Source organism: Prevotella multiformis DSM 16608 (assembly GCF_000191065.1).
Taxonomy (GTDB): Bacteria; Bacteroidota; Bacteroidia; order Bacteroidales; family Bacteroidaceae; genus Prevotella; species Prevotella multiformis.
Genome location: NZ_GL872283.1, coordinates 1,324,171 through 1,338,483 on the forward strand (window position 1 = coordinate 1,324,171; position 14,313 = coordinate 1,338,483).

Genomic DNA, 14,313 nt, shown 5'->3' on the forward strand with positions numbered 1-14,313 from the left:
TCTTATTTTAGTTGAACATCCGGTTAAACGGTAATACCTGTCTGAGAATGTAGACCGCACAGATGCAGAAGCGGCACCGTCCCGCCACGGCTACGGTCAGAAAGCAATCCGAGGAGGCAGGAGGGACGCTCCGGTCACTATCTGCACTTGCATGCCCTGCCGGGATTGTGCTTAGGAACAAGGACATACACACCGTCTCTGACCGTCGGGAAACTGATTTCGTCTCCGCCTGCACATCGAAAAGCAACGGGCCGCCCGTCACCTGCCGTCACGATGAAGTCTTTTGCCAGACCCGCATACTTCACCACACAGGTGGAACCGGCACCGGAGACGATCCGCACCTTCGCAGCCCGTGCCTTTTCCCATGCTATGTCGACCGTGAAGTTGCCGACAGCCTTCAGTCCCTTGACCGATCCTTTGTCCCAGAAAGCTGCCGGTAAAGCCGGCAGAAGAACGAGCTTTCCACTATAACTCTGCAAGAGCATCTCTGCGACACCTGCCGTATAGCCGAAGTTGCCGTCAATCTGATAGGGTGCATGGGCATCCCACAGGTTCTCATAGATGCCGCCTGCCCCCTCATTCACATCCGTCGTCCACGTCTGCTGCAAGGCCCGCCTGATGAGGTTGTGACAGTGCTGCCCCTCGTGCGCACGGGCATTGAGATTGATCTTATGACCGAGCGACCACCCGGTGCCATGACCGTCGCCGCGGGCAATCAGCGATGTGCGTGCGGCCTGGAACACGGCCTTGTCCGCATCTCCGCTGATCTGGCTGCAAGGATAGAGCCCCATCAGGTGGGAGATATGGCGGTGTGCCCTGTACTCGTCCACTCCGATCTTGCCGGGGTTGTTGAACTGTGACGTGTACTTCCACTCCCGCAGATAGGTCTGTCCGTCAGCAGGGTTGACTTCCGTATGACAGCCATCGTCGAGCAGGGTGAAATAGGCCGCAAGGGAATCACGGAACGTCCTTGAGACCACCTCGTCACCAAGCACCTCGATGGCCTTGCGGGTGTTGTTGAACAGATCCCAGACCAGCTGCTGACTGTGCGCGGTGGCGTTCTCCGTCGGGCCATGCTCCGGCGACCACTCTTCAGGACACTCGTATGTGCCGTCGGCGCCCTTCACCAGCTTCCGCAGCCAATAGTCAACGGCCGACTTCATCACCGGGAAAGCCTGCCTACGCAGGTATTCCCTGTCCAGCGTGTAAGCATAGTGCTGCCACAGATGCTGGCAATACCATGCGTTGGCGACCGTATAGGTGTTGGCGAAGGTGGTGCCAGAGCCATAGATGTTGTTCTCGGTCGGCAACGTCCAGCCGGCATCCACCTTTCCCATGTCCCTGGCAAAGCGTCGCCAGGCAGGCTTCACACACGCCTCACGGTAAATGTAATCGAGGAACGGACGGTGCAGCTCCGAAAGGTTGGTCGGCTCTGCCGGCCAGTAATTCATCTGCACATTGATGTTGGCATGGATGTCAGCGTGCCAGGCAGGGGCGTTGCTGTTGTTCCAGATTCCCTGCAGGTTGGCAGGGAGAGAGACGCCGCGGCTGGAACTGATCAGCAGATAACGCCCGTAACTGAAATAAAGCTCTTCCAGGAAGAGGTTGCCTTGCGGATCGGCGCGGTAGCCGCTGATAAGCTGCGGGGTCGGAACGTCACTCCCGGTGCTGCAGAGGGTAAGCAGACAACGGTCGAAGAGCGACTTGTAATCGGCTTTGTGAGCAGCCAGCAGGGCATCATACCCCTTACGCCGGGCACCGTCGACAGCGGCCATCGCACGGCCGGCAAGCTGTTCCGTACCGGAAACATATTCGGGAGCTGCCGCATCGAAGTCGGTCAGACCACGGAGATAGACCGTCATGCTGTTGGCGTCACTCACCTCGACAAGACCCTCCGCATTCTTTGTGACCGTACCGCCGTCCGCTACGATGCGTGCTGCACAGCAGTAGCTTTCCGGGGTGGCCTCCCCCTCATCGTTCTGCCGCCCGACCTGTCCGTCAAAGGTAATCGTAGCCCGGCCGGGACCGTCTACCGTATAGCTTACATGCGACCCATTCTGATCTTTCAGGGCAAGCGTCGTGTTGATCATCCCGCCCCGTGTGGCAGTGTATCTGATCACGACACAGCTGTCCGGATTGCTCGCAAAGTAAGTACGGCTGTACCCTACTCCATCCATACTGAACCGTACGCCTGCCACGGCGTCGTTGATGTCAAGGTAACGCACATAGTCCGTCACTCCTTTCATGCCGCGGCTGCGGATAAGAAGATTGCCGAAGTTCAGATAACTGCCATAAGCGGCCGTGCTGGTCAGACCGCCGAGCTTGCCGCTCCATAGCGTCTTGTCATTGAACTGCACGTCGTCAACGACAATCTGCCCCATCACGGTCGCCCCGAACTGGCCGTTGCCGACGGGCAGACAGGAAGTCATCCAGTCCGTCGCAGGCCTGGTGTACCAAAGCGTGTATCTGTTGGCAGGCCTGAATGCAGCAATGCCTGTCACGGACACCGAATCATCATCAGGCACGCCGCCGCCTCCACGGGCTCCGCCCATCCAAGAGCATACGCCCCTTACGGGAGCCGCACGGCCGCACCTTCCGACCGACTTTCCTTCAGCGGATAGCGAACCACAGACCGCCAGAGAAAGGGCGGCAAACAAGGTCTTTGCTTTTATATTGTTCATTCTTATACATGTCGTGTCCTTGCGCCGAGACCTCAATCCCTGACCTCAGACCACTTTCGGGCTTCCAGTTGAATATGAATACCAGTTCCTGACCGGAAAAGGTACGGTATTTTTGAAAGATATGATGTGATATTGAAGTATTTTATACCATAAGAAACGAGCCGGAACTGACCTTGCCGACCCCATAATGCCTGTCGTCCCATCCCGTTACCTGCAGCCTCCCCTGCTTTCTTCGCATGCATGCACAGCCTGCTATGGACACATAAGAAGAAAGCAGCATCCGCCCGGACAGATCGGCAGAAGTCCATCGACGGTCTTCCCACAGACCTCGCCTTACAGTACAGTTCACAGAGGCCATGCCCTGAGAGCAGGGGACAGAGGCCTCATGCCGCTCACTTGAACAGATCCTGACAGGCTTTCCAGCCGAAATGCCTGTAGAGCCGGTTGAGGCGTGCCTCCCGCTCCCTGAAGGAGGCAAAGTCCTTCCTGCCGTTCTCCGTCCATCCTGTCTCCGACACGGCGGCGACCCGCGGAAGAAGCTGGTAGAAGGCCAGATCACGCCCTACGATATATTCTGTCCAGAGATTTGCCTGTACCCCTTTTATATGCTGTTTCAGCTCGGGAGACGCATCTTCGGGCACCGGATTATAACCGTAGGTCGTCTCCACCGGCAGCAGACCTCCGATGAGGGTCAGGGCATCGTTCTTCGTCTGGTAATAATCAAGATAATAGTAGGCCGTCGGCGACATGATGGCATCCAGTCCACGGCGGGCAGCCTCCTGTCCTCCAGACACACCTCGCCAGCTCATGACGGTCGTCCCTTTGTCTACATCCCCTTCGAGGATCTCGTCCCATCCGATGATCCTACGTCCTTTCTCTGCCAGATGCTTTGCCACTCGGTTCATGAAACAGACCTGCAGCCGGCCCTCCGCAGAGAACCCATCCGTCCCTTTCAGTCCCAGACGCTGAATCTCCGCCTGACAGCGTGGGCACGACTTCCAGCGGTCGCGCGGAGCCTCATCTCCGCCGAGATGGATGTACTTCGACGGGAAGATCTCCAGCAGTTCGTCCAGGACATTGTACACGAACTCATAGGTCTTGGGATTGCCTGCACAGAGAATATCGGGAAATACGCCCCACTCCTCCGCTACCTTGTAAGGGCCTCCGGTACAGCCCAGTTCGGGATAGGCGGCCAGAGCACCGAGCATGTGTCCCGGCATATCGATTTCGGGAATCACGGTGATGTAACGGTCGGCAGCATACTTCACGACTTCACGCATATCCTCCTTAGTGTAATAACCACCGTAAGGCGTGTCGTCATAGAGCCCCGTCATGCGCCCGATAACGGTCTGTGCCCGCTTCGACCCCACCTCGGTGAGCCGGGGATAGCGGTCGATCTGCACACGCCATCCCTGATCCTCGGTAAGGTGCCAGTGGAAAATGTTGATGTTGTGGAGTGCCAGCATATCAATGAACTCCTTGATGAAACTCAGCTTGAAATAGTGGCGGGCACAGTCGAGCATCGTCCCCCGATAGCTGAAACGGGGATGGTCGGCAATTCGGACGGCAGGAAAACCGACGGTCTCCGTCTGCTCCACCGGAAGCGACTTGCGCAGCGTCTGGATTCCATAGAACACTCCGCGAGGAGTTCTGCCCTCCACGGTGATGCCCTTGGGCTTCACGGTGATGACGTATCCCTCCTCGTTCTCTATCCCGGTGTTGAGCTTCAGTGTGATGGCAGTCCCCTTCTTGTCGGCGCCCCCCACTGCGATTCCCGTAGCCTCCCGGATATACTGCTTCAGGAACGAAGCATTGCGATACATCGCCTCGTCCGTCCCCACAACGTTGACGACGGAATTTCCGTCCAGGACAAATGCCCCTCCTTTCCCTGCCGTAATGCTCTGCGGCAAAGGAACTACCTGATAATTGGCCTCTGTGGCATGGAGCGAAAGGCACGCTATCATCATAGCCACGGAAAACAAGATTTTCTTCATGCTGTCTTTTACTGGATGATGGGTATTTAGGTCTTTATGAAGTAAGCCTGCATGCAGGCTGATGCCAAAGAGGGAACATGAGCAGACCGTATAGAAGCGGTCAACACTTCGTGTCTTCTTCAGAACCTGCCGGAATGCTGCACAAAGATACAAAAAAGATCAATAATTCCAAGGAGATCCAAAGAAAAAGTGCATGGAGGGGGAGCGCCAGAAACACACCGGCTCCGGTCGTCACCTGCCGGCAGAAAGAAAAGTCGGAAACTTTCCACAAACATGCCGGAGCATACTGTTCAGCTGAAAGGAAAGAATCAAAAGGGGAACATCTGAGGTCGGATATAAAAAGATAAAATATATTGACATCACACAGCAGCAGACTCCGTTGGAAACATCAAAATCTTCAGCCAATCGTCACGCTACAACTGACAGGAAGTCAAGTAATTGAAAAGCAGGCTTTCAACAGATGCCCGGTTGCATCTCAAACAAGCACCCCTTAGCCCCTTGCCAAGCACCGACAACGTCCCAAGTGAGGCCTGATTGGAATGCAAACAAGCGTCTATTGATTCGCACGCATGAATTATCTTGACAAAAAACAGCAGACAGACCGTCTCTTCCGTTTTGCTCTTTTGACATTACGCCTCTGCTTTCCCATGTCGCTATCCTTTTACAAGCAACCGGTTAAACGGTCTGCCTCTGTACTCATCAGCTCATTTTTCATAAAGGGAAATACAGAAGATGGCTTAATTGCATTGGGGACAAAAAACTACTGGCACAGCTTCAGCAGGATTCGAGCTTGCAGCAGGAATGATTCCGCTGACAGGGAACCGTACGGTTGTGAGGGCATCTGCAAATAAGCAATATCAGGACAAGGAAGGCAGAGACGAGGCTGACACCTTTTGGTTTAAGAGCCATATAGATCATGATTGTACTTTTATGATCGGACTCAGTGCATTTTTTCCATAAGCATACGGCCAAGTGGGATGCTGAGCCGCCGGGAAAGCCGTTCCAGTTCTTTCTTCCGCCCAGACTCCATGGGGCGGTCATAGAGCTGTTCGATGACGCATAAACGACCGATAGTGTCGTTGGGAAAAGGATCATCCACTACTTCGGAAGGACAGTAGAATACGATGGCATTCAGGGATTCGTAAACTTTAATGGAGTCGGGAGCTCTATAATTGTAGAAAGCTACTTCCTTTTCCGTCAGCCCGCTGATTTTGTAAACAGCTGTCATGTCGTTGTCGAAAAAGTCATATCTGTATTGCCGTGCAAGGTAATCTCCGTCCTTGCAAAAGCAGGTGGGAGGGAAAAAGATGTCGCTTCCTATGACGTGAAGAAAAAAGGCGGACATCCACAGAAACGTCCCCGTCAATCCTCCGTAAAGGCGTACGGCCAGCTTCCACCTGCGTTTCCGTGCAGCCATCATCAGCGCAAAGGGCGACAAGAGAGCCACCCAGATCAGCCAGTAAGTCAGCCCCCAGCGCAAGTGGGTATCTTCAGGCAGCAGGATGTAGATCAATCCACAGAGCATCATCGATCCAAAGTGCAAAGTCGCAGCAATTACCAGTTCCTTGCATTGGACGAATGACTTTATTTTTCCGCATTGAGACCTGATCATAATATTGCCAAAGTTTGTCACGTCACAAAATTACGTTTTTCCGTGTTAACAGACAAATAATCAACCGTCAATTCCGGTTTGTTGTCAGATATTTCCTGCCTCTCGAGTGACATTTCCTCCTCTTCTGACATATAGGCAAGGCCGTGTATCTCCGTTTTTGAGACAAGCCGGATGCTGCCGTACCTGAGGCTGTCGGAGGAAGAAATCCGTATGGAGGGTGCAGGATGGAGAAGAAGGTGTTGCCGTAAGTAAAAAGACAGCCGGTTGGCAAACGGCCGGGGGAGGTCCGTGGACGCATGGTACGCCTTCCGCTGCGACGGCCGGCTGCCATGCGGCTGTTGACGTTTCTGCTTTCTTGCCGGAAAACAGTGTTTCACCGCCGATACTTTTTCTTTTTTTTCAAAATTGCAGGCAACTTTTTCTTTTGTACTTTGCTTATATCTTTTTTATTTGCTATCTTTGCGCATGGAATAAAAGAGACTTCTTAAATTATAAAATGGCTAAAATAAAGACAATCGGTATTTTGACTTCCGGCGGTGATGCACCGGGTATGAATGCGGCCATCCGTGCCGTGACAAGAGCGGGTATCTACAACGGATTTGACATAAAGGCCATCTATCGTGGGTATGACGGACTGATTACAAACGATATACGTCCTTTTACAACCGAGAATGTCAGCGGAATCATCGGCCAAGGCGGAACGATTCTGAAGACGGCACGCTCCAAGGAGTTCGCTACGGAAGAAGGCAGGAAGAAGGCACATGACAACCTTGCTGCCGCAGGCATTGACGCACTGGTGGTCATCGGCGGGAACGGATCGCTGACTGGCGCCATGAAATTCGCACAGGAATTTGACATCTGCTGCATCGGCCTGCCCGGCACCATCGACAACGACCTCTATGGGACGGACAACACCATCGGCTATGACACGACGATGAACACCATCGTGGAGTGTGTCGACCGGATCCGTGACACGGCACAGAGCCATGAACGCATCTTCTTCGTCGAGGTGATGGGACGCGACGCAGGATTTCTTGCCCAGAACTCCGCCATTGCAAGCGGTGCGGAAGCAGCCATCATCCCGGAAGACTCGACGGATGTGGATCAGCTGGCACGTTTCATGGAGCGCGGCATCCGCAAGTCGAAGCGAAGCTGCATCGTCATCGTTTCCGAAAGTCCGAAGTGCGGTGCAATGTATTATGCCGACCGTGTGCGCAAGGAGTTTCCCGACTACGACGTGCGTGTGTCAATCCTCGGACACCTGCAGCGCGGCGGCCGGCCGTCGGCGCGTGACCGCATTCTGGCAAGCCGGACAGGGGTCGGTGCCATCGAGGCCATCATGCAGGGACAGCGCAACATCATGGTAGGAGTAAGAAACAATGAGGTGGCTTACGTTCCGCTGTCAGAGGCCATCCGGTCCGACAAGCCTTTCGACAGGAAACTGATCAAGGTTCTCGACGAACTGAGCATCTGATTCCAGGGCATGACGTGCACCTTATTATATATAGAGAAGAAAGTAATAATAAAAAACAACAAAGATATTTATGTCACAGATTAATGGGCGTATCTCCCAGATCATCGGTCCTGTTATCGATGTCTTCTTTGATACCAAGGGAGAGAATCCTGAGAAGGTTCTGCCTAAGATTTACGATGCCCTGCGCGTAAAGCGTCCGAACGGGCAGGATTTGATCATCGAGGTACAGCAGCACATCGGGGAGGATACCGTGCGCTGTGTGGCTATGGACAATACCGAAGGGCTGCAGCGCGGTCTTGAGGTCGTACCGACAGGCAGCCCTATCGTCATGCCCGCAGGAGAGCAGATCAAGGGACGCATGATGAACGTCATCGGCCAGCCTATCGACGGCATGGAGCCTCTGAAGATGGAGGGGGCTTACCCCATTCACCGCGAGGCGCCGAAGTTCGAAGAACTGTCTACGCACAAGGAGATGCTCCAGACGGGCATCAAGGTCATCGACCTGCTTGAACCTTACATGAAAGGTGGCAAAATCGGACTTTTCGGCGGTGCCGGCGTGGGCAAGACGGTGCTGATCATGGAGCTGATCAACAACATCGCCAAAGGGCATAACGGCTACTCCGTGTTTGCCGGTGTAGGGGAACGTACCCGTGAGGGAAACGACCTGATCCGGGACATGCTGGAATCCGGCGTGATCCGCTATGGCGAGAAATTCCGGAAGGCCATGGAGGAAGGCAAGTGGGATCTCTCGCTTGTCGACCAGGAGGAACTGCAGAAATCGCAGGCCACCCTTGTCTACGGACAGATGAACGAACCGCCGGGGGCACGTGCTTCTGTGGCTCTCTCAGGACTGACCGTTGCAGAGGAGTTCCGTGACCACGGAGGCAAGAACGGTGAGCCGGCCGACATCATGTTCTTCATTGACAACATCTTCCGTTTCACACAGGCAGGTTCAGAGGTTTCTGCATTGCTGGGGCGTATGCCTTCAGCCGTGGGTTACCAGCCGACGCTGGCCAGTGAAATGGGTGCCATGCAGGAACGTATCACATCGACAAAGCGCGGTTCCATCACTTCCGTACAGGCCGTCTATGTGCCGGCTGACGACCTGACCGACCCGGCTCCGGCGACGACCTTCACTCACCTGGACGCAACAACCGAGCTGAGCCGTAAGATCACCGAGCTGGGCATCTATCCGGCCGTAGACCCGCTGGGCAGCACGTCGCGTATCCTTGACCCGCTGATTGTCGGCAAGGAACACTATGACTGCGCACAGCGCGTAAAGCAGCTGCTGCAGCACTACAACGAACTGCAGGACATCATCGCCATCCTGGGTATGGACGAGCTGTCAGACGAGGACAAGCAGGTTGTGAACCGTGCGCGCCGTGTGCAACGGTTCCTGTCCCAGCCATTCACAGTCGCCGAGCAGTTCACGGGCGTCAAGGGTGTCATGGTCCCTATCGAGGAAACCATCAAGGGCTTCAACGCCATTCTGAACGGTGAGGTCGACGACCTGCCGGAGCAGGCGTTCCTGAACGTAGGTACAATCGAGGATGCCAAGGAGAAGGCCAAGAGACTTCTGGAGGCTACACAATAACAGCTCCTTGTGCAAACAGAATAATAATAGATTTGTCTATGTTGACACTTAAAATAGTTTCCCCCGAAAGGATTGTCTTTACAGGTGAGGTGGAGAGCGTGCTGGTCCCAGGGACTGTGGGGCAGTTCGAGATTCTCAACGACCATGCTCCTATCATCTCGACACTGGTTGAAGGCAAGGTCGTCTACAGCGTAAAGGGCACAAAGAAAGAACTTCAGATCGCAGGCGGCTTCGTCGAAGTGAAGAAGAACGAGGTGAGCCTCTGCGTGGAGATATGAGGATCCGGCAGACACCGGTAACAAGACATAAAGGATGGACTACAACAAGATACAAAAGCAATACAGCAAAGTGAGCCTGTGGATAACCGCCGCGCTCTACCTTGTCGGACTGCTTGTCGTACAGCTGACGGCACACGCTGCTTACATCAGCATGCTAACGATCAGCGCCTGTTTTTCCGTCCTTGCCGCATCCGTCTATGGCGGGGCATGGAAAGCAATAGCCAGCAGGTCGCCGGCGGTCCTGGGCAAGTTTTATCTTGCAGGGTCGCTCCTGCGCATGCTGCTGGCCTTTCTGGTCATCCTCGTCTACGCACTGGTGACAAAAGACCGCAAGGCGGTCATCAGCTTTGCTGCCGTCTTCATGGTTTTCTATCTCGTGCTGCTGGCATTCGACACCATCTATTTTTCAAAAGTGGAAAAGAACAATAAACCAATAACTGACAAATGAAATATCTCAAGCATTTGCTTTGCATGACCGCAATGCTTTTCCTGCTTCTGCCGGGGGCAGCAGCATCCGAGAGCAAGGGAGGAGGCGTTGATCTGCAGGGTATATTGTGGGGACACATCAAGGACTCGTATGAGTGGCATGTCACGAACATCGGTGACAGGCCGGTCATCATCAACCTGCCGGTCATCGTGAAAACATCCGACGGGTGGTACGCAGGATGGGCAGAGGACTTTGCCGAAGAGCCGCTGGAAAGCGGCCCGCACGCCGGCTACCGCCCCTGCAGGAACAACCCGAATCTGTTCATTGCAACGAAGGGCAACTACGAACGGCGAATCGTCGAACTGCAGAAGGACGGGACGGAAGTGCGCCCCTTTGACCTGTCGATAACGAAGTCAGTGTGCGTGCTCTTCATCGATGCGATCCTCCTGTTGCTGTGCATCCTCATTCCCGCACGCTGGTGCCGGAAGCACAAGGTCACAGACAAGGCTCCCAAGGGTTTCACAGGATTGATGCACATGTTTGTGATGTACGTATATGATGAGGTGATCAGGCCGACATTGGGCAAGGAGTCCGACAGATACGCGCCTTACCTGCTTACCTGTTTCTTCTTCATCTTCGTCGCCAACGTGATGGGCATCGTACCGTTCCCACCGGGCGGCGGCAACCTGACGGGCAATATCACGATTACATTCTTCCTTGCAGCATGCACGTTTCTGGTAACCAACTTCTCCGGAACCAGGCATTACTGGAAAGACATTTTCTGGCCGGAGGTGCCTGCATGGCTGAAAGTACCGGTACCTTTGATGCCGGTCATCGAGATCTTCGGTATCTTTACCAAACCTTTTGCCCTGATGGTCCGTCTCTTTGCCAACATGATGGCCGGCCATGCCATAGCCCTGGCCCTGACGTGCATCATCTTCATCATGGCGACAATGGGCGTGGTACTGAGTACCTCGATGACGGTCGTGAGCGTGGGCATGAGCATCTTCATGATGCTGCTCGAGATCCTGGTCAGCTTCATTCAGGCACTGGTGTTCACGATGCTGAGCGCAGTATTCATCTCACTGGCCCGTGTACACGAAGCTGAAGCCTAAGAGGAAGCCAAACGGTAAATACAGAAAAAGTAAAAGGGATGAAAACGAAAAGAAAAGCCGGACCGGCCTTGCCGTCCTGACAGTCCCTTTCAGAAAAAGTCAAAGGCCGCCCGGCACGATCCTGACGGATGAAAGGGCATTAGACCGTAAAAGAAACAAGAATAAAACAATTAATATTTAAAAGCAAAAACTATGTTGACATCATTGTTATTAGCAGCAGAAACTGCAAAGTTGGGCGCCGCAATCGGTGCAGGTATCGCAGCCGTAGGCGCAGGTCTTGGTATTGGTCGTATCGGTGGTCAGGCTATGGATGCCATGGCGCGCCAGCCGGAGAAAATCGGTGACCTCCGTTCTTCCATGATCATCGCAGCCGCTCTGGTCGAGGGTGTTGCTTTCTTCGCAGCAATCATCGCCCTTCTCTGTGTATTCTAATCCGCAGGAAGGACTATTAAAACAATTGGTAAGAAAAGTAATTTAGCAGCTTATGTCATTATTATTGCCAGATGGTGGCTTGCTCTTCTGGATGACCCTTGTCTTTCTGGTGGTCTTCTTCATCTTGTGGAGATGGGGTTTCCCCTCGATCATCAAGATGGTGAATGAGCGCAAGGAGTACATCGACGAGAGTCTTGCCAAGGCAGAGGAAGCCAACTTGAGGCTTGCCAACATTCAGAAACAAGGTGAGGAGCTGCTCATGGAAGCACGTGAGAAACAGGCACAGATCCTACGGGAAGCGGCTGACACACGGGATGCCATAGTCGGACAGGCACAGGAGAAGGCACACGGAGAGAGCGCCCGCATCCTTGCAGAAGCCAAAGCTGAGATAGAAAACCAGAAGCAGGCTGCTATTCGTGACATCCGTTCGCAGGTAGCAGAACTCTCGGTACAGATTGCCGAGAAGATTCTGCACAAGGAGCTTGCCGGTTCAGCCGAGCAGACCCGGCTCATCGACAGCTTGTTGGATGAAGTTGCTTCTTCTAACGGAACAGAACGTAAATAATCGCTTATGAATACAGGTGTAATATCGGTTCGCTATGCCCGTGCGCTGCTGAAGAGTGCCTGTGAGCAAGAACTCGAAGACAAGGTCTATCCCGTTATGCAGACCCTTGCCCAGAGTTATCTCCAAGTACCGGAACTCCGTGCGGCGATTGAAAATCCGATGCTCCCGAAAGAGAAGAAACGCAAGCTGCTGGAAGCGGCCTGTGGAGATGACTGCCCTGAACTGATCGCGAACTTCCTGTCCCTCGTCATGAAGAAGGACAGGGAGGAGTTGCTGCAGTTCATGGCGAATGACTATGTTACCCTGTACCGCAAGCAGAAGAACATCATTCGCGGAAAAGTCATCACCGCTTCACCTGTTTCTCCGCAGACAGAAGACAAGATGAAGGCACTGGTCCAGTCCAGGGCACAGGGAGCTGTCGAGTTCAACACCGAGGTCGACCCTTCACTCATCGGCGGATTTATCCTCGAGTATGATACTTACAGAATGGACGCCAGCGTGAAGAACAAACTGAATGCTATCCTCACACAATTAAAAAAGTAATAAATTAATAACATGTCAGATAAAATTAAACCAAGTGAGGTGTCTGAGATTCTTGCAAAGGAGCTTCAAGGCATCAACTCTGAGGAGAAGTTTGAGGAAGTCGGCACAGTCCTGACCGTCAGCGACGGCGTGGCGCGTGTCTATGGTCTTCGCAACGCTGAAGCCAATGAGTTGCTTGAATTTGAGAATGGCACCATGGCAATTGTCATGAACCTCGAGGAAGACAATGTCGGCTGTATTCTCCTGGGACCTACCTCAGGGATCAAAGAGGGAGAAAGCGTGAAACGTACGCACCGCATTGCCTCCATCCGTGTCAATGACAACTTCTTGGGACGTGTAGTCAACCCGCTCGGAGAGGCAATCGACGGAAAGGGCGACATTGATCTGGCCGACTCCTTCGAGATGCCGCTGGACCGCAAGGCTCCGGGGGTGATCTTCCGTCAGCCGGTGAAAGAACCCTTGCAGACCGGTCTGAAAGCTGTCGACTCGATGATTCCTATCGGCCGTGGCCAGCGCGAACTGATCATCGGCGACCGGCAGACCGGCAAGACTGCTATCGCCGTAGATACCATCATCAATCAGAAGAGCTTCTACGAACAGGGGAAACCGGTCTACTGCATCTATGTCGCCATCGGCCAGAAGGCTTCTACCGTAGCGACCCTGGTGCAGAACCTGAAGGATCATGGAGCACTGCCTTATACGATCATCGTCAGCGCGACAGCCGCCGACCCGGCCGCCATGCAGTATTATGCTCCGTTTGCCGGTGCAGCCATCGGCGAGTACTTCCGCGACCGCGGCTACTCTGCCCTTGTCGTCTATGACGACTTGTCAAAGCAGGCGGTTGCCTATCGTGAGGTATCCCTGATTCTCCGTCGCCCTTCCGGTCGTGAAGCTTATCCCGGAGATGTATTCTATCTCCACTCACGTCTGTTGGAACGTGCCGCACGCATCAACGACCAGCAGGAGATCGCCGAACGAATGAACGACCTGCCCGAATGCATGAAGGGGCATGTAAAGGGTGGCGGATCACTCACCGCCCTGCCCATCATCGAGACACAGGCAGGTGACGTGTCAGCATACATCCCCACCAACGTGATTTCCATTACTGACGGTCAGATCTATCTTGAGACAGACCTCTTCAACCAAGGTTTCCGTCCCGCCATCAACGTGGGTATCTCCGTATCCCGTGTAGGCGGATCGGCACAGGTGAAGAGCATGAAGAAAGTGGCCGGTACGTTGAAAATCGACATGGCGCAGTACCGGGAGCTGGAGGCTTTCTCCAAGTTCTCTTCCGATATGGACAAGGTCACCGCAATGACCCTCGACCGCGGCCGTAAGAACAACCAGCTGTTGATTCAGCCGCAGTACAATCCTATGCCGGTCGGAGAACAGATAGCCATCCTCTATTGCGGCGTACACGGACTGATGCGGGATGTGCCGGTCGACCAGATCCGCAGCTGCCAGGACCAGTTCCTCGACAGTATGCGCTCTGCTCATGCCGACGTAATCAGCGAACTGGCTTCCGGGAAGCTGGAAGAAACTTCTGTAAAGGTGATTGAGGAAGTCATGGGCAATATTGCCGGACAATACAAATAAAG

Annotated in this window: 12 protein-coding genes; 9 read left to right on the forward strand and 3 right to left on the reverse strand. The window is 53.9% G+C overall.

Features of this window, described 5'->3' with window-relative positions:
* Nucleotides 1-137: 137 nt before the first annotated feature.
* The 3 genes from HMPREF9141_RS10765 to HMPREF9141_RS10780 form a co-directional block, all read right to left on the reverse strand.
* Nucleotides 138-2,681 (reverse strand): glycoside hydrolase family 95 protein, encoded by a 2,544-nt coding sequence (locus tag HMPREF9141_RS10765; protein ID WP_007368781.1) that lies wholly within the window; start codon nucleotides 2,679-2,681, stop codon nucleotides 138-140.
* 392 nt (nucleotides 2,682-3,073) lie between these two features.
* Nucleotides 3,074-4,675 carry a beta-N-acetylhexosaminidase gene (locus tag HMPREF9141_RS10770; protein WP_007368783.1) on the reverse strand — a complete coding sequence of 534 codons (1,602 nt, stop codon included), beginning with the start codon at nucleotides 4,673-4,675 and terminating at the stop codon, nucleotides 3,074-3,076.
* 940 nt (nucleotides 4,676-5,615) lie between these two features.
* On the reverse strand, nucleotides 5,616-6,287 hold the full coding sequence (locus tag HMPREF9141_RS10780; protein WP_007368786.1) for a hypothetical protein: 672 nt from the start codon (nucleotides 6,285-6,287) through the stop codon (nucleotides 5,616-5,618).
* Between the two features lie 496 nt (nucleotides 6,288-6,783).
* On the opposite strand from HMPREF9141_RS10780, the gene pfkA reads away from it, so the two are divergent.
* The 9 genes from pfkA to atpA all read left to right on the forward strand — a co-directional run bounded on the left by pfkA (nucleotide 6,784) and on the right by atpA (nucleotide 14,311).
* Entirely contained in the window at nucleotides 6,784-7,761 is a 978-nt protein-coding gene (gene pfkA, locus HMPREF9141_RS10790; protein WP_040554845.1) for a 6-phosphofructokinase, read from the forward strand.
* A gap of 70 nt (nucleotides 7,762-7,831) precedes the next feature.
* Nucleotides 7,832-9,355, forward strand: a complete 1,524-nt coding sequence (gene atpD, locus HMPREF9141_RS10795; protein ID WP_007368788.1) for a F0F1 ATP synthase subunit beta — start codon at nucleotides 7,832-7,834, stop codon at nucleotides 9,353-9,355.
* Nucleotides 9,356-9,393: 38 nt separating this feature from the next.
* Nucleotides 9,394-9,633, forward strand: a complete 240-nt coding sequence (gene atpC, locus HMPREF9141_RS10800) for an ATP synthase F1 subunit epsilon (RefSeq protein WP_007368789.1) — start codon at nucleotides 9,394-9,396, stop codon at nucleotides 9,631-9,633.
* A 34-nt stretch (nucleotides 9,634-9,667) separates the two neighbouring features.
* Entirely contained in the window at nucleotides 9,668-10,081 is a 414-nt protein-coding gene (locus HMPREF9141_RS10805) for a hypothetical protein (RefSeq protein ID WP_007368790.1), read from the forward strand.
* Nucleotides 10,078-11,175, forward strand: coding sequence for a F0F1 ATP synthase subunit A (gene atpB / locus HMPREF9141_RS10810; RefSeq protein ID WP_007368791.1), 1,098 nt, complete (start codon nucleotides 10,078-10,080; stop codon nucleotides 11,173-11,175). Before HMPREF9141_RS10805 ends, atpB begins: the two co-directional genes overlap by 4 nt.
* 192 nt (nucleotides 11,176-11,367) lie before the next feature.
* The gene (gene atpE / locus HMPREF9141_RS10815; RefSeq protein ID WP_004352373.1) at nucleotides 11,368-11,607 is read left to right on the forward strand and encodes an ATP synthase F0 subunit C; all 240 of its coding nucleotides are present in this window, start codon (nucleotides 11,368-11,370) and stop codon (nucleotides 11,605-11,607) included.
* 52 nt (nucleotides 11,608-11,659) lie between these two features.
* The gene (gene atpF / locus HMPREF9141_RS10820; RefSeq protein ID WP_007368793.1) at nucleotides 11,660-12,172 is read left to right on the forward strand and encodes a F0F1 ATP synthase subunit B; all 513 of its coding nucleotides are present in this window, start codon (nucleotides 11,660-11,662) and stop codon (nucleotides 12,170-12,172) included.
* Nucleotides 12,173-12,178: 6 nt separating this feature from the next.
* On the forward strand, nucleotides 12,179-12,715 hold the full coding sequence (locus HMPREF9141_RS10825) for a F0F1 ATP synthase subunit delta (RefSeq protein WP_007368794.1): 537 nt from the start codon (nucleotides 12,179-12,181) through the stop codon (nucleotides 12,713-12,715).
* A gap of 12 nt (nucleotides 12,716-12,727) precedes the next feature.
* The gene (gene atpA / locus HMPREF9141_RS10830; protein WP_007368795.1) at nucleotides 12,728-14,311 is read left to right on the forward strand and encodes a F0F1 ATP synthase subunit alpha; all 1,584 of its coding nucleotides are present in this window, start codon (nucleotides 12,728-12,730) and stop codon (nucleotides 14,309-14,311) included.
* The last annotated feature ends 2 nt before the right edge of the window (nucleotides 14,312-14,313 follow it).